This is a genomic window from Cobetia sp. MM1IDA2H-1 (assembly GCF_002916775.2).
Classification (GTDB): domain Bacteria; phylum Pseudomonadota; class Gammaproteobacteria; order Pseudomonadales; family Halomonadaceae; genus Cobetia; species Cobetia marina.
Genome location: NZ_CM133225.1, coordinates 3052020 through 3068171 on the forward strand (window position 1 = coordinate 3052020; position 16152 = coordinate 3068171).

13 protein-coding genes and 3 tRNA genes are annotated in these 16152 nt (G+C 62.6%); 10 read left to right on the forward strand and 6 right to left on the reverse strand.

Annotated elements, in window-relative coordinates; translation table 11 throughout:
• Positions 1–130 precede the first annotated feature (130 nt).
• The 6 genes from pgsA (at position 131) to BOH68_RS13005 (ending at position 3365) form a co-directional block, all read left to right on the forward strand.
• Positions 131–679 carry a CDP-diacylglycerol--glycerol-3-phosphate 3-phosphatidyltransferase gene (gene pgsA, locus BOH68_RS12980; RefSeq protein WP_077374945.1) on the forward strand — a complete coding sequence of 183 codons (549 nt, stop codon included), beginning with the start codon at positions 131–133 and terminating at the stop codon, positions 677–679.
• Between the two features lie 221 nt (positions 680–900).
• A tRNA-Gly gene (locus BOH68_RS12985) sits at positions 901–975 on the forward strand.
• 109 nt (positions 976–1084) lie between these two features.
• A tRNA-Cys gene (locus BOH68_RS12990) sits at positions 1085–1158 on the forward strand.
• A gap of 385 nt (positions 1159–1543) precedes the next feature.
• Positions 1544–1628: transfer RNA gene (locus tag BOH68_RS12995), tRNA-Leu, on the forward strand.
• Between the two features lie 316 nt (positions 1629–1944).
• Positions 1945–2775 (forward strand): formate/nitrite transporter family protein, encoded by an 831-nt coding sequence (locus BOH68_RS13000; protein ID WP_170877392.1) that lies wholly within the window; start codon positions 1945–1947, stop codon positions 2773–2775.
• 158 nt (positions 2776–2933) lie between these two features.
• Positions 2934–3365, forward strand: a complete 432-nt coding sequence (locus BOH68_RS13005) for a SpoIIAA family protein (protein ID WP_170877393.1) — start codon at positions 2934–2936, stop codon at positions 3363–3365.
• Positions 3366–3405: 40 nt separating this feature from the next.
• Here the strand turns inward: BOH68_RS13005 and BOH68_RS13010 are convergent, their stop codons facing one another.
• Entirely contained in the window at positions 3406–4836 is a 1431-nt protein-coding gene (locus BOH68_RS13010) for a Dol-P-Glc:Glc(2)Man(9)GlcNAc(2)-PP-Dol alpha-1,2-glucosyltransferase (protein WP_077374954.1), read from the reverse strand.
• A gap of 293 nt (positions 4837–5129) precedes the next feature.
• On the opposite strand from BOH68_RS13010, the gene BOH68_RS13015 reads away from it, so the two are divergent.
• Positions 5130–6860: a proline--tRNA ligase gene (locus BOH68_RS13015; protein ID WP_077374956.1), complete on the forward strand. Its 1731-nt coding sequence runs from the start codon at positions 5130–5132 to the stop codon at positions 6858–6860.
• 166 nt (positions 6861–7026) lie between these two features.
• Positions 7027–7896: a lytic transglycosylase domain-containing protein gene (locus BOH68_RS13020; RefSeq protein ID WP_308457329.1), complete on the forward strand. Its 870-nt coding sequence runs from the start codon at positions 7027–7029 to the stop codon at positions 7894–7896.
• A gap of 121 nt (positions 7897–8017) precedes the next feature.
• Here BOH68_RS13020 and BOH68_RS13025 read toward each other — a convergent pair whose 3' ends face one another.
• The 4 genes from BOH68_RS13025 to BOH68_RS13040 form a co-directional block, all read right to left on the reverse strand.
• On the reverse strand, positions 8018–9577 hold the full coding sequence (locus tag BOH68_RS13025) for a phosphoenolpyruvate carboxykinase (protein WP_077374959.1): 1560 nt from the start codon (positions 9575–9577) through the stop codon (positions 8018–8020).
• Between the two features lie 502 nt (positions 9578–10079).
• Positions 10080–11006, reverse strand: a complete 927-nt coding sequence (hslO, locus tag BOH68_RS13030) for an Hsp33 family molecular chaperone HslO (protein WP_077375661.1) — start codon at positions 11004–11006, stop codon at positions 10080–10082.
• Positions 11007–11216: 210 nt separating this feature from the next.
• Positions 11217–11609, reverse strand: a complete 393-nt coding sequence (locus tag BOH68_RS13035; protein ID WP_077374962.1) for an RNA-binding S4 domain-containing protein — start codon at positions 11607–11609, stop codon at positions 11217–11219.
• Positions 11609–12298 carry an HAD-IA family hydrolase gene (locus tag BOH68_RS13040; RefSeq protein ID WP_077374965.1) on the reverse strand — a complete coding sequence of 230 codons (690 nt, stop codon included), beginning with the start codon at positions 12296–12298 and terminating at the stop codon, positions 11609–11611. Before BOH68_RS13040 ends, BOH68_RS13035 begins: the two co-directional genes overlap by 1 nt.
• Before the next feature lie 215 nt (positions 12299–12513).
• Here BOH68_RS13040 and nudE point away from each other — a divergent pair, with 215 nt between their 5' ends.
• A complete protein-coding gene (gene nudE, locus BOH68_RS13045; RefSeq protein WP_077374968.1) occupies positions 12514–13143 on the forward strand; it encodes an ADP compounds hydrolase NudE in 630 nt (209 codons plus the stop codon).
• Between the two features lie 181 nt (positions 13144–13324).
• Here the strand turns inward: nudE and BOH68_RS13050 are convergent, their stop codons facing one another.
• Positions 13325–13684 (reverse strand): hypothetical protein, encoded by a 360-nt coding sequence (locus tag BOH68_RS13050; RefSeq protein ID WP_065392586.1) that lies wholly within the window; start codon positions 13682–13684, stop codon positions 13325–13327.
• A 637-nt stretch (positions 13685–14321) separates the two neighbouring features.
• Here BOH68_RS13050 and BOH68_RS13055 point away from each other — a divergent pair.
• The gene (locus tag BOH68_RS13055; RefSeq protein WP_077374971.1) at positions 14322–15917 is read left to right on the forward strand and encodes a helicase HerA-like domain-containing protein; all 1596 of its coding nucleotides are present in this window, start codon (positions 14322–14324) and stop codon (positions 15915–15917) included.
• The last annotated feature ends 235 nt before the right edge of the window (positions 15918–16152 follow it).

A 16152-nucleotide genomic window follows, 5' to 3' on the forward strand; every position in this document is an offset into this window, starting at 1 on the left:
CTGAACACCTCACCGGCAGGCTAGAATAGACGACTTGTGCGGCGCTAGCGGAGCGATCTGCCCTTTCGGGGCGTCGCCCTTGATTTCGCCCAGCCACCCGACGCTTCATGCAAGGACTCGTGCCGTCACGATGAGCATTCCCAATATCCTGACTCTGATCCGCATCCTGTTCATTCCGCTGCTGGTGGTGTGCTTCTATCTGCCATATGACTGGAGCCTGCCCGTCACCGCCCTGCTGTTCGCCCTGGCGGCAGTGACCGACTGGTTCGATGGCTATCTCGCGCGACGCTGGAATCAGACGACGCCCTTCGGCGCCTTCCTGGACCCGGTGGCTGACAAGCTGATGGTCGCCGTGGCATTGGGACTGTTGATCGAACGCTACGACAGCCTGTGGATGACGATTCCCAGCTTGATCATCATCGGTCGCGAGATCGTCATCTCTGCACTGCGCGAATGGATGGCCGAGATCGGCAAGCGCGGCAGCGTGGCAGTCTCGTGGGTCGGCAAGCTGAAGACCGCTGCCCAGATGCTCGCCCTGTTCATGCTGCTGTACTTCTCCCCAGGCAGTCTCGGGGGCGATGCTGGCCTCGGCCTGCTGTATATCTCCGCTGCCTTGACGTTATGGTCGATGATCAGTTACCTGCGTGCGGCATGGCCGGAACTGATACGTTCCGTCTGACACGCGGCACATGTTCAGCACGACAAATGCTCAGCACGACGAATGTTCAGTACGACACGGGCCCAGCAAGTTGCCCGACTGGCAGAGGCCAGTTCTCGAGACGCCCACCCGCCCTTTCGGCAGGTGGGCGTCGTCGTTTCCGACCACCAGGTCTGCGAGACATTTTTTCATTAACTGTTTGACAGCATGGGAATTATCCGTATAATTCGACCTCGAGTTCAGCGGGAATAGCTCAGTGGTAGAGCACAACCTTGCCAAGGTTGGGGTCGCGAGTTCGAATCTCGTTTCCCGCTCCAATGAAACAGGTGGCCTTGACGGCACTTCGACATTGACTCAATTCTCTTGCGCAACGCGCAGAGAAACCTCGGATCAGACATCAGTTTCGACTGACATCTCGATCATTGAGGCTGGATGGCAGAGTGGTCATGCAGCGGACTGCAACTCCGTGTACGCCGGTTCGATTCCGACTCCAGCCTCCATTTCAGAACGCCTGACATCCCCTGTCCTGCACTGAAATGGACAAGACACCTTCCCTCCTGGTCGTCTTGCTTTTCTACTTTATCCATCTCGTTTCATCTGTTGAATCACTGACACTCCCTGTCGGTCTTCTCTGATTTTCGCCTTCAGTACCTGCATCATTTCCCGCTGGTCTTTTCATCCCTCATCCTTGCCTGAGCCCCTGTCGCACACGTCTTGCGCAGAGGATTCATTGCGCCTGTCCGCTCTGATGCCCGAACGCGCGTCATGTGCACCACTGCCCTCAGTGATGAGGCAAAGGGATTGCAGAACAAACAGTTAACCCTCGTATGTCACGCATTAAAGTTGACCTTGTTCTGAAATATGCTAAGTTATGCGCCAGTCTGCGCGGCCATGGTGGAATCGGTAGACACCGGAGACTTAAAATCTCCTGCCTTCGGGCGTGCCGGTTCGAGTCCGGCTGGCCGTACCATCGCTTCAGGCAGCACCACGCCAAGCAGGACAGACTCAAGCAGCATTCAAGAGCGTCGCCATGTCATGTTCATCATGTCCGGGCGGCGCTTTTTCATGCCTGTCGTCCAGAAACCTCGCCAGATGCCACCCCCTGCTGAGCTGCCATTACCTGCTCGATACTCACCGCCAGGTGCCCTGTGCGATTGAATTGGCTTCTCTGCTCTCCAAGGTCTATTTCCTCTGAGCCCACGTGAGTGTGCATCATCTCATTGCCGCATCACCTCATTGCCGCATCACCTCATTGCCGCCTCATGAAATGGCCGAAGGAACTCCCCATGTCCGACGATTCGTCCCACCGCCCTGCCGCCCAGTTCATCGCTTCCCGTGATGTGGCACAGGAAATCTGTCGAGAAGCCTGCGAACACATCCATACCCTGTCAGCCCCCCGCATTCTGGTACTGGCCATGCTGGGCGGCGCCTTCATCACCATGGGGGCGCTGTTTTCCATCCTGCTGTCGACCGGGGTCGAGACACATGGCTTGCAGCTGCTGCTTCAGGGGGTCGGGTTCTCGGTTGGCTTCTTCCTCGTCATCCTGACCGGTGCCGCCCTCTTTACCGAGGCCAATGTCATCCTGCCGGTCAGTGCGCTCAACTGCTCCCGCAGTGACATGCTGCGGCGCGGCCTGAAGTTCTGGGTACTGGCCTGGATAGGCAATCTGCTCGGCACGATGCTGACAGGCTGGGTGATCTCGGTGGCACAGGTCTACTCCCCCCAGCACTATCAGCTGCTGGCCGAACTGGTGGCGAAGAAGATGCACTATCAACAGACAGGAGGTGCCGAAGGCTGGTTCTCGCTGGTGCTGTCGGGAATGCTGGGCAACTGGATGGTCGGGATGGCGGCATTTCTCGCCGTGATGGGCAGGACCATCATCGACAAGTTCGTGCCCATCGTGCTGGCCGTCAGTCTGTTCGTGGCAGGCAACTTCCAGCACAGCCCGGCCAACATGGCCTATTTCTCGATGATCATGCCGACGGGAGAAGGCCCCGGCTGGTGGGACGCCATGCGCTGGAACATCCTGCCGGCAGGCATCGGCAACCTGCTGGGCGGCAGCCTGCTGGTCGCGCTGCCATTGTGGTACGGACTGCGTCCGAAACGGTGTGAGTGACAGGCCGGGGTACGCCGTCATGGCGCTCTCCCCGTGATGCTGGCGCGCAGATGCGCCTGCTGCGATGGCTACATGCGACTACACTGAAATGTGTCACATCGCTGTCAGAGTGGCTGTGTGACCCACTCCCCCACCACGCTCACGTGCAGGAGCCCAACATGCTGACATTGCTCAAGAGTCCCGCTGATCACGTCGTCGCCCTGCGGCTGGAAGGCAGCATCGATCAGGCGTCGCTCGCTCCCGTGATCCGCGAATGTGATGAGCGCCTCGCGCGCCATGAGCGCATCTCGTTGCTGGTGGAAATCGAGCGCTTCGGGCTGATCACGCCGGCAGCGCTGCTCAACGATATCGGCTACGCCCTGCGTCATCTTGGCGACTTCGAACGCGAGGCCATCATCAGCAAGGCCGAGTGGTTGCGTCACGTCACCGAATTCAGCAAGCATCTGGTGCGCTCCATCGAAGTCCGCCACTTCTCGCCTGCCGAGCGAGAAGCCGCCTATGCCTGGGTGGCCGAGTCACCCCGTGGCAGCACTACGAGCACCGATCCGCACGCCTCGGCAGAAGCCCGCCATCAGCACGACGAGGCCTGACAGCCTCCAGTCCGTACCTTGCTCCCTCGCCCTGCGGCTTTCAGGGCAAGGTGCGGGTCAGCACCAGTCCCGCCAGCAGCATCACTCCCATCGCCATGGCCCACAGCGTCATTGCGCGCTCCACGGCGGGACGCTCAGGCACACGCAGCAGCTGGTACACGGTGATCAACGGCAGCATGTAGCGCGTCTCGATCAATTCCCGCGTGCAGATCATCAGCGCGAGCATCACCAGCAGCAGCCCACCATGCCCCAGTCTCAACGGTGCTCTCAGCCACCAGAAGGCCACGCTGGTGGACATCAGCAGGGTGATCCAGCGCGCGACCGGGTGCTCGTTCCACCACATCAGCCAGACATTGCGAATCGTCCAGCGCTGGAAGTTGTAGTCATGGGTCAGCTCGAAGCTCATTGCCAGCACCAGCCACAGGCCGACCGCCAGCAGCAGCAACGGCATTTCTCGCCGCCATCCTTCCCGCGAACATGCACGCTTCATCCCCTGCCATTGACGCGGCAGGTCCGAAAGCCACAGCGGCAGGAACACCATGCCGATCACCGCCAGGTAATAGCCGAGATTGCCGGTGTGCCAACCGGCCTGATGGCGCGTGGTGTCTCCCATGGCGATGCCGCCATTCCAGAGAAGGAAGCCGAGAAAGGCGACCACCGGTAGCCCGAGCACCCACCACCAGTTGATGAACAGTGCCCACCAGGTGGAGAGCCGAGAGAGCGGCGCGCGCAAGGGAGTCGCCAGTCCTGCCATCCGCGCCTCGCTCACGGCCTTGTGATGGGTCAGACACAGCAGCAGGCCGCCCCACAACCCCAGCAGCACGATGCTGTCCTGACGCAACCCCAATCCCGCCATGATCAATACCAGCAGCAGCAGACGCTGTTCTCGCACCAGTGCGACGAGCTGCAACGCGACCAGCGCGATGATCCAGGGGTCGGTATACACCAGCGCCAGATAGGGAAAGATGATCGGCAGCCACAGCCACTGCCAGCACTGACGGCTGGCCTGGTGACAAGCGTCGTGCGCCTCCAGCGAAGGAGCGAGACGCCGGTAGCCCTGCGGCAATGCCCGCCAGAGGAGGAACGCCATGACGCTGAAGCCCACCAGCGAAAGACCGCGCACCCAGTCCACCGACGGCATCTGTGGCCAGCGTCCCGTCATGGTGGCTGTCGCCAGCGGCAGATTCAGCCAGTCCCCGAGCGTCTGGAGCGTCATCAGTACCAGCGCCATGCTGGCGTGATAGAGCGTCAGCGTGGTCAGCTTGGGATGCTGATGCCAGTCGCCCTCCAGAAACTGGCGGATCTGCGCGAAATGGACTCCCTCATCGACGAAGGGAATCGGCAGATGGCGGCTCACCAGCCACAGGGAAAGCCCCAGACATGACACCAGCACCATCAGCACCAGAGCGGTCCGCCACCGCGGGTGTCGTCTGACGGGCGCGCATCCTGCGTGATGATCCTGTGACGCCATGTCCACCTCTCCTTGTGCGACCCTCCCCGTCACCTGACGAGGCAGTCTTCGTCCTGCAGTGCCCTCATGCCTCTGACACAGGACGCCCTGCGCCCTGCACCAGTATCGGCAGGCCGGCGCACTTTTTTCCAGTCTGTCGCAGCACTTTGCCCCACAAAGCCTCGCGGCAGTACAATGCCCCCAGTCTGCTTCGCTGATACGCCCGCCGTTGGCGTGCCGAAGTCCTGCCTGTTCTTGCTTCGCGATTGCGAAGCGTACCGATCAAAGCGACAAGTCGAGGGATCGCTGAGCCCATGCGTGCCAGTCAACTGCTGATTTCCACTCTCAAGGAAACCCCGTCCGATGCTGAAGTCATAAGCCACCAGTTGATGCTGCGTGCCGGCTTCATTCGTCGCCTGACCTCCGGGCTCTACACCTGGATGCCGCTGGGTCTGCGCACCATGCGCAAGGTCGAGCGCATCGTCCGTGAAGAGATGGACCGCGCCGGCGGCCAGGAAGTGCTGATGCCCGCCGTGCAACCTGCCGAGCTCTGGCAGGAATCCGGTCGCTGGGAACAGTACGGCCCGGAGCTGCTGCGTGTCGTTGATCGTCATCAGCGCGACTACTGCGTCGGCCCGACCCACGAGGAAGTCATCACCGACCTCGCGCGTCGCGAGCTGAACAGCTACAAGCAGCTGCCGGCCAACTTCTATCAGATCCAGACCAAGTTCCGTGACGAGATTCGTCCGCGCTTCGGTGTGATGCGCTCCCGTGAGTTCATCATGAAGGATGCCTATTCCTTCCACCTGAGCGAAGACTCGCTGAAGGACACCTATCAGGTGATGTACGACACCTACGTGCGCATCTTCACGCGCCTGGGTCTCGACTTCCGCCCCGTCATCGCCGACAACGGCTCCATCGGTGGTACCGGCTCCCACGAATTCCACGTGCTGGCCGATTCCGGAGAAGACGCCATCGCCTTCTCTACCGGCTCCGACTTCGCTGCCAACATCGAGAAGTGCGAGGCTCTGCCCGCACCGCTGGGCGAGACGCCGCAACGCGCCGCACCGACTCAGGACATGCAGCTGGTCGATACGCCGAATGCCAAGACCATCGCCGCCCTCGTCGAGCAGCATGGCCTGGCCATCGAGAAGACCGTCAAGACGCTGATCGTCAAGGCGGCCGAAGGTGTCGAGGGAGGGCTTGTCGCGCTGATGGTACGCGGTGATCACGAGCTCAACGAGATCAAGGCCGAACACCTGCCACAGGTCGCCGAGCCGCTGACCATGGCCAGCGACGAGGAAGTGCGTGCCGCCGTCGGCGCTGGCTTCGGCTCGCTGGGTCCGGTGGGACTCGAGATGCCGATCATCATCGATCGCAGCGTCGCTCTGATGAGCGACTTCGGTGCCGGTGCCAACATCGAAGGCAAACACCACTTCGGCCTGAACTGGGAGCGCGACCTGCCGCTGCCGGAAGTCGCCGATATCCGCAATGTCGTCGCGGGTGACCCGTCACCGGACGGTCACGGCGTGATCGACATCGCGCGCGGTATCGAGGTGGGTCATATCTTCCAGCTGGGCACCAAGTACTCCGATGCCATGAACGCCACCGTGCTCGACGAGAACGGCAAGGCCAAGCCGCTGTGGATGGGCTGCTACGGCATCGGCGTGACCCGCGTGGTGGCCGCGGCCATCGAACAGGGCAACGACAAGGGCGGCATCGTGCTGCCGGAAGCCATCGCGCCCTTCCAGATCGCCATCGTGCCGATGAATGCCCACAAGTCCGTGCGCGTCAGCGAGACCTCCGAGCGTGTCTATCAGGCGCTGACCGCCGCAGGCTACGATGTCCTGCTGGATGATCGTGATCTGCGTCCGGGCAACAAGTTCGCCGATGGCGAACTGCTGGGCATTCCGCATCGTCTGGTGATCGGTGATCGCGGCCTCGACAACGGCGAGTATGAGTACAAGGGCCGCACGGACGCGGACGCGACCATGGTCCCCGTCGACAACCTGATGGACTTCCTGGCCGAGCGCAGCGGCAAGTAAGCCTCAGCTGCCGCCCAGGGTGCTCCCTTGACGCGGAGCACGACAGCCCGCCTCCCTCTCGGGGGGGCGGGCTGTCGTCGTTTCAGGCGGCTGATTGACTGGGGCATTAACGTCAACGCCGCGAACACGGCATAATGCCGGCATGACCGATACGCAGGGACTGCGCATGACCACACCACGCCCCGAAGGCGCTCGTACTCCACACCACCAACGCCTGCTCCGCCACCTGGCGGGAGCAGCCTGTCTCGTGGTGGGCAGCATGGTAGTCATGCTGCAGAGCGCGCCCCTCCATGCTGCGGCCGCCATCCCCGAGCACGGCCTCTCTCCGGCACTGCGTGAAAGCCTGAGAGAAGCGCTGGCAGAGCCTGAAGCCTTCGACGACCCCATCAATGCCCTGCACTGGGTACTGAGCATGCAGCAGCGTCTGGAGCGCTACATGCCCGATCGCGCCGCCCGGATCGACCTGCTGCGCAAGATCCGCCGCGAAGCCACCCGCACGGGGCTGGCACCGGAGCTGATTCTGGCCGTGATCCAGGTGGAAAGCGCCTTCAAGCCGACGGCGGTATCCCATGCTGGCGCACGAGGGCTGATGCAGGTGATGCCATTCTGGAAGCGCGAGATCGGCGAGCCGGGCGACAACCTGCTCGACCAGGACACCAGCCTGCGCTACGGCGCCACCATCCTCGCCCACTACCTCAAGCGTGAGAAGGGCGACATCACCGATGCACTGGCCCGCTACAATGGCAGTCTCGGCAAGACCTGGTACCCGGAGCGGGTGATGCGCGCCTGGACCACCCGCTGGTGGTATCAGGCCCCCGCTCCCTTTGTCGCCGAGCGCCTGCCAGACAGTGAAATGCCCGGAGAGAACATGCCCGAGCCTCCTGATACGGCCCACGACGAGCGCAGGATGGCACCACAGGACGCCTTGGCGACGGAGGCCATCCTGAGCGCCAATACCACCGGCAACCCGCTGTCAGACGATGAGGCGCTGGATGCGCCTGCCAGTCGCTCTCTGGCCGCCGGTGGCAGCCCCTGAGTCACGCCATGTCGCAGCCGTGATCCCAAAGCGGTGTCATCGCTGTCCGGACATGAAAACGCCTCACTCGGTCACCCGAGCGAGGCGTTTTCATCTGGCGTATCGCGAGAACGGTGGTCGATCAGACCAGCGTCGGGCCCGCCGCGATGATCGCCTCATCCACTCCGGCGAACTTCTTGAAGTTCTCGACGAACTTGGCGGACAGGTCACGCGCCTTGCTGTCATAGGCAGCGCGGTCTTCCCAGGTCTCGCGCGGGTCGAGCAGGCTGGAATCGACGCCCGGCACACGCACCGGCACATCCAGGTTGAGCACGTCGATGTGACGCGTCTCGATATCGGCGAGTGCGCCGTTCTGGATCGCGCTGATGATGCTGCGGGTGGTCGGGATGGAGAAGCGTGAGCCGCCCTCTCCGTAGGCACCACCGGTCCAGCCGGTGTTGACCAGATAGACGCGCGAGCCGAACGCCTCGATGCGCTTGATCAGCAGATCCGCGTACTCACGCGCCGGGCGCGGGAAGAACGGCGCGCCGAAGCAGGTGGAGAAGGTCGCCTCGAGACCGGCGGTGGAGCCCATCTCGGTGGAGCCGACCTTGGCGGTGTAGCCGGACAGGAAGTGATAGGCGGCCGCCTGCTTGCTGAGCACGGACACCGGGGGCAGCACACCGGACATGTCGCAGGTCAGGAAGACGATGGCATTCGGCTCACCGGCACGATTTTCCGGCACGCGCTTCTCGATGTGCTCCAGCGGGTAGGCCGCACGCGAGTTCTGGCTGAGAGTGTCGTCGCCGTAATCCGCACCGCGACGGTCATCCAGCACCACGTTTTCCAGCACGGCGCCGAACTTGATGGCATTCCAGATGACCGGCTCGTTCTTTTCGGAGAGGTCGATGCACTTGGCGTAGCAGCCCCCTTCGATGTTGAAGACGGTGCCTTCGCCCCAGCCGTGCTCGTCATCGCCGATCAGATGGCGCGCCGGATCGGCGGACAGAGTGGTCTTGCCGGTGCCGGAAAGACCGAAGAACAGCGTGGTCTCGCCGTCATCACCGACATTGGCGGAGCAATGCATCGGCAGCACGTCCTTTTCCGGCAGCAGGAAGTTCTGCACCGAGAACATGGCCTTCTTCATCTCGCCGGCATAGCGCATGCCAGCCAACAGAACGCGACGACGTGCGAAGTTGATCAGCACCACGCCATCGGAGTTGGTGCCATCGCGCTCGGGCTCACACACGAAGTGCGGCGCGTTGAGGATGGTCCACTCGCTCTTGTCCTTGGCATTGAAGCTGTCCGGGCGCACGAACATGGTACGCGCGAACAGGTTGTGCCACGCCGTTTCCGTGGTGACACGAATCGGCAGGTAATGCTCGAGATCGGCGCCGACGTGCAGTTCGGACACGAAGCTTGTCTGCGCACCGAGGTAGTCCTCGACCCGGTCCCACAGCGCGTCGAAACGCTCAGGGCTGAACGGGCGGTTGACGCTTCCCCAGTCAATGGCGTCCGAGGTGGACGGCTCATCGACGATGAAGCGGTCGTTCGGGGAGCGACCACTGCGAGCCCCCGTCTCCACGACCAGCGCGCCGTTGTCGGCCAGACGTCCTTCGCCGCGAGCCACTGCCAGCTCGATCAGCTCTGCGCTGCTGAGATTGGTGTGAGTGGTCACCGCACTGTCTTGATGCTTGCTCATTCGCGTCTCCGCGGCTCAGGGCCGCCCTCTCTCTTGATGGCTCTTGCCAGATGCCGGCGGTACATGCCGCAGGCTTATTTTGGGGTATCGAACGATGCTGCCGGAATCGACCATGGCCTAGAGGCCATGTTGCCGCAACGGAGCGTCCAGCCCCGTACTGGCAAGGCATTATGGCAAAAAGGGACTCGGGCGGAAACGCTGATTGCTGCAACGCCCGACAGCGCATTGACTGACACTCGAGACGCGAAATGTCCGACAATTTCACATCGCTCGGCTGCCCACCCTTGCCGCTGGCCTCATGATGGGCGTCCCTCCTGCACTCCTGCCCCTCCTGCCCGTCGTCGACAGCACCTGCCCATCGACAGCACCTGCCCATCGACAGCACCTGCCCATCGACAGCTGCTGCGCATCGACAGTCTCCGCCCGAGACTCCGGCCAACACTGCCCGAGCTGACGCAAGGCAGGCCAACAGGCCGCGCTGACGCCAGCGCGATTGCTGGACTCAGTGGACGATCGGGCTGCCTGCGGCCGGGTCTTCGATGATGGCTTCGACTTCCGCGGCATTGAAGGAATACCGGGTATGGCAGAAGTGGCATTGCGTGGCCAGCTCACCATGCTCGGCGACGATCTGGCGCAACTCGTCCGCGGCGATGCTGTGCAGTGCCGCGCCGAGACGCTCACGAGAACAGGTACAACCGAAACGCAGCGCCTTGGGTTCGAAGATGCGCACGGTCTCTTCGTGATAGAGACGGTGCAGCACGTCCTGCTGATCAAGCGCCAGCAGTTCTTCGGCCTTGAGGGTGTCGGCGAGATGGACGACTCGCTCCCAGGCATCGGGGTCCTTGTTGGCATCGTCGTCAGGCAGCTGCTGGAGCATCACGCCACCGGCACGCTGTGCATCGGCCATCAACCACAGACGCGTCGGCAGCTGCTCGGACTGACTGAAGTAGCTTTCCAGGCAGCCGGCGAGGCTGTCCTGATCGATCGCCACGATCCCCTGGTAACGCTTGCCGTCACGCGGGTCCAGCGTGATGACGATCTGCCCCTGCCCCACCAGAGCCTGGAGCGTGGCTTCATCGGTCGGCAGCACGTCCTCGTCACTGAGACGGGCAATGGCACGCAGCTCACCGCCGGGATTGGACTCGGCCATCAGCTGACGCACGATCCCCGTGCCACGCACTTCCAGTGTCATGGTGCCATCCAGCTTGATGGTCTCGGTCAGCAGCGCCACCGCTGCCAGCATCTCGCCCAGCTGGCGCGAGATGGCCTGGGGATAGGCATGACGATCAAGGACTTCGGCATAGGCCTTGTCCAGGGTGACGATCTCGCCGCGCACATTGGTGGCGTCGAACAGGAATCGCTGGATCTGATCGAAATTCGGCGCCGTCTCTTCGTGGGCGTCGCCGGCTTGCTTGTCAGGGTCTTGCATGTCGTGATCACTCATTGGGGGCTCCTCGAACCGAGCCATCGCGGCCATCAGCTCGTGGACCACGAGCGACGGACCGCGATGAACCTCGGCGACGACGCAGGCCTGCCTCGGCTTCGGCACCGAAGGCCGGGCCGTGCGTCATGAATTGGGTAAGTATCAACGTGACGTCCACAGGCTTTCCCCCCGCAAGGGTGGCGAGAGCCTGTGTCGTCAGCTTTCGGAATCCTGGCGCTGGAAGCGGTGGATGCTGCGCCGCTGCTTCTTGTCGGGACGTCCCACGGGCGGGCTCATGCCCTGATTGCCAAGGCGACGCACCTCGGCCTCCCGTTCGCGGCGCGCACGAGACTCCTGCGTCTCCTGATAGAGTGCCTGCGCCTGGGGCGCGCCACGGCGCTGGTCGCTGAGTGCCAGCACTTCGACCACCAGCCGATCCCAACCTTGCGGCACTTCGATCAAGGCGCCGACCTCGACGGTCTTGGACGTCTTCACCTTGCTGCCGTTGTACTGGATCTTGCCACCTTCAATGGCTTTCTTGGCCATGCCGCGCGTCTTGAAGAATCGCGCCGCCCACAGCCACTTGTCGATGCGTACCTGGTCACTCATCAAGACTCCTTGCGCTCCTCGTGTTCCAGATGAAGGCCGCCACCCGCCGTCAGCACGGCAAAGCCGTCCAGTCCGTGCACGTGCTCGAAGTCACGCGCTTCGCGCTTCGAGTCCGGCTGACGCACGCCCAGCAGATGCGCGATACCGTAGGTGCGCGCACTCTCCAGCACCTGGGGATTGTCATCGATGAACAGGGTACGTGCCGGCTCGAAGGGCTCGATCTCGTTGAGCCGATGCCAGAAGGCCTGCTCCTCCTTGGCGTGTCCGAGATCCGCCGAGGAGACGACGGCATCGAAGTAATCGCCCATGCCGGTCAGACCGAACTTGAGCTCGATCCCGTGACGGTCCGCGTTGGTCGCCAGTACCACGCGCTGCGGTTGATCCCGTAGCCAGGCGAGAAAGTCCTCTGCCTCGTGGCGATACCCGATCAGATGCTGCACCTCACGCTTGAGCGCGACGACATCCAGCTTCAGCTCGCGGCTCCAGTAATCGAGGCTGTACCAGTTGAGCGTGCCGGATTCGCTGATGATGCGCGCCTTGAGGTCCGCCTGCAGCGCGCTATCGAGACGATGCAGCTCACAGTAGCGGCGTGGCAGGTGCTCCAGCCAGAAGTGGCTGTCGAAATGCAGGTCCAGCAAGGTGCCATCCATGTCGAGCAGCACGGTGTCGATCGTGGTCCAGTCAATCATCGGTAGTCTGTCAGCCGGCGGGGAATTTGGGGTTGTATAGTGTAAAGCATGGTCCTGCGCTGCGCATGTGCCCACACGGGACATCAGCGATGCCGGCAAGCTCACGACAATTGCCCTGCCCGGCACAGCCTGCCACGATGGGCGCGACAGCTCGATGCTCGGGCATGACAGCCTGCCCGGCGCCCGCTTCTTGATCTCTGCCTTGAGGACTTCCGATGGATGATGCGCCACGCCCCGATCACTCGACCATCGGGCACTACGCCGATGGAGACGCGCTGACACCCCCCCGTATCGACTCGCGACGCGAGGTGGCTCGCTCGCGGCTGTTTACCGTCGAGGCGCTGGAACTGACCTTCTCGAATGGCGCGACGCGCAGCTTCGAACGTCTCAAGAGTGGTGGCCATGGTGCGGTGATGATCGTCGCCATGCCAGACCCGGATCACGTGCTGCTGATCCGTGAATATGCCGCCGGGCCGGAGCAGTACGTGCTGACCCTGCCCAAGGGGCTGATCGACCCCGGCGAAGACCCGGTGACCGCCGCCAACCGTGAACTGATGGAGGAGTGCGGTTTCGGCGCTCACGACATCGAGCCGCTGGCCGAACTGAGCCTGGCGCCCAACTACATGGATCACCGCATGAACGTCATGCTGGCGCGTGACCTGTACGAGAAACGTCTGCCGGGGGATGAGCCGGAACCTCTGGTCGTCGAGCGCCACCGCCTCGACGAGCTGCCGGCATTGCTGGCACGCGAGGACTTCCACGAGGCGCGGGCCATCGCCGCCCTCTTCATGGCCAGGGAACGCCTGCTGGCCGGCGAGGAGCTCCATAGCCCCGACTGGTGGTAAGGCGTCGGGCGTGCCCTGGCCCTGCCCTCTCGCGCTGTTCTTCAGACAACGACAAGCCCCCGCCAATGGCGGGGGCTTGTCGTTTCACCCGTGATATCAGTGGACGGATCGTGCTGGCGACCTGCCCGGACACACCACGAGATCATGCCGTACCCGAGTCATCCTCGGGATCAGAAGACGTTCACTCGGTCTTCATGCTGCCATCGGCAGTGTTGGCCGAGCCGGACTCCGGGCTCACACCCATGTGGTCCTCGCCTTCGTCCATCACCTTGCCGTGCTTGGCGGATTCAGACTGTGCGGTCCCGCCTTCCACCATCATGGAATCCTTCTTGGTGTTGGCAGAACCACTTTCGGTATTGCGTTCGGCATCATCTTGCACCATGCCACCTTCATGGCCAGCGGCAGTGCCACCCTCTACCTTGGTGGAGTGAGCACCGGTATTGGCGGAACCGGTGTTGCTGGATTCGTGGTGATCGGCATAGGCAGCGGCGGTCGGCAGTGCAAAGGCAGTTGCGATGAGTGCAGCAGTCAGCTTGTTCATGATCCATCCTCCAGTAGCGGTCTGTTGCAAAAGGCGAGCAGATGATTCACTCGACCGTTGCCGTTGAGCCGCGGCATGCATCGGGATCGAAGTGATCCTCTGTCATCCGGGCCAGGCAAGACGACGGGCGAGCGATTCACCTGCGTCTTGCGGATAAGGGTTGCCAAGACATCCTGTCGAAACATCGTCAGAGCTCGTGATCACTCGAAAACCGTCACTAGAGTTGTACCGTGAAAGCGTGACGAGCTGGCGAGTGATGACATTGATCTGATCGAGCGTGTTCCATCACACAGCGTCTGATGCCTAAAGATATGGAACTACTTGGGCTGAGTTTCAAGCACAGGAAGGAAAGAAAAATGATCTGCCAGAGAATTACTTGTACAAGAGTGAATTGTCGCGTCGCGTTTAATTAGCGCCTACCCCGCTCCAGGACAGCACGGCAGCAGCCTCCAGCCCGACGAAGCAGCCATCCAGTGCGATCGGATGCCCAGGATTCGCTTGCAGTATTTTACTCAACGAAACATTTTGTAACTCTGTTTGAGAAGCAAGGACACTTCCTCGCGGCCACTCGCAGTGCACAGCACCATCCTCTCTACGGGCACCGCCACCGACATGCTGACCACGACAGGAGAATCACATGCCAGATGTGCTGATAGGGGGCCGCGCGGGACAAGGTTCGGCAGGCCACATCACGCTGGACGCAGCATTGGCCAATCGCCATGGGCTGGTGGCGGGCGCGACGGGCACCGGCAAGACCATCACCCTGCAGGTACTGGCCGAGGAATTCTCGCGCATGGGGGTGCCGGTGTTCACTGCCGACATCAAGGGCGATCTCTCCGGCATCGCTGCCACCGGCACTCCCCATCCTCGCATCGATGAACGATTGGACAGCCTGGGAATCGATGATTGGCAGCCGCACGCCGCCCCCGTCAGGCTATGGGACCTCCATGGCAAGAGCGGCCACGCGGTTCGCGCAAGCGTGGCATCGATGGGGCCCGAGCTGATGGCTAGTCTGCTGGAGCTCAACGAGACCCAAGGCGGCCTGATGCATCTGGCCTTCGATCACGCCGAGCGTGAGGGTCTGGAACTGGTCGACCTAAAGGACCTGATCAGCCTGCTGAAGCACATCGAGCGCGAGCGTGACAGCTTCGAGGCGCGTTACGGCAGCGTCAGTCCGCAGAGTCTGGGGGCGATGCTGCGTCGGGTCCACGTCCTGGCCACGCAGGGCGGCGAACGCTTCTTTGCCGAACCGGCACTGGATATCCACGACATGCTGGCGACGCGCGGGCATGCAGAGCAGGCCCGTGGCTATATCAATCTGCTCGACGGTCGCGAGCTGATGCAGAGCCCTCGTCTCTACACCACCTTCCTGCTGTGGTTCCTGTCCACCCTGTTCCGCGAGCTTCCCGAGCGCGGGGATGCCGACCGGCCAGTACTGGTGTTCTTCTTCGATGAAGCGCACCTGCTGTTCGATTCAGCCCCCAAGGCACTGCTGACGCGCCTGGAGCAGACGGTCCGCCTGATTCGCTCCAAGGGCGTCGGTGTCTATTTCGTGACCCAGTCACCCGCCGACATCCCCGATGAGGTGCTCGGTCAGCTGGGCAATCGCATCCAGCATGCGCTGCGCGCCTTCACACCGCGTGACCAGAAGGCCGTCAAGACGGCCGCCGACACCTTCCGCCCCAATCCGGAACTCGATACGGCGCAGGTGATCACGGAACTGGGCGTAGGCGAAGCTCTGGTCTCGGTACTCGATGCCAACGGCACACCGACGCAGGTGGAACGCACGCTGATCGCCCCGCCGCGAGGACGCATCGGTCCATTGAGCGACGCGGAGCGTGCCACGCTGCTGGCCGACTCCTCCCTGGCCGGGCGCTACGACGAGCGCGTGGATCGTGAGTCCGCCCATGAGCGACTGGAGGCGCGACTTGCCGCCCAGGCGCAAGCCTCACATGCCACGAATCCCCGTGAGCCTGACAAGACCAGGCCCGGGGAGGCAGACCGTGATCCAAGCCAGCGTCCATCGGAAAACGTTGATTCTGAAGAAGCCCGGTCTGAAGGGGCGCAAGCCACCCGGCCGCCCGCTGCCGCCAGGCCCTCTCGGGACACCGGAGGTGGTCGCAAGCGCCAGGGCGTCATGGAAACCTTGCTGAAATCGGTGATGCGCGCGCTGGGGTCGCAGCTGGGACGCTCCCTGATTCGCAGCCTCCTTCGCTCATTCACACGTCGTTGACGCGCTGACCGGGCAAGACAATGACCGCCTCGCCCTTCCAGCTGCCACGAAGGGCTGCCCACGCTTCGGCATGGGTAGGCATACATGGTCAATGTCCTGCAGGTTTGCCTGTCTTTGACTGACATCAAGGCATCACACGATCTTCACTCGCGTCTTCCCGGAACCAGCCATACTGGAGAGTGCTGCTTACCGGCAGCACACCCATACACTCAATGGCTCGCCAACACTCTCGGGG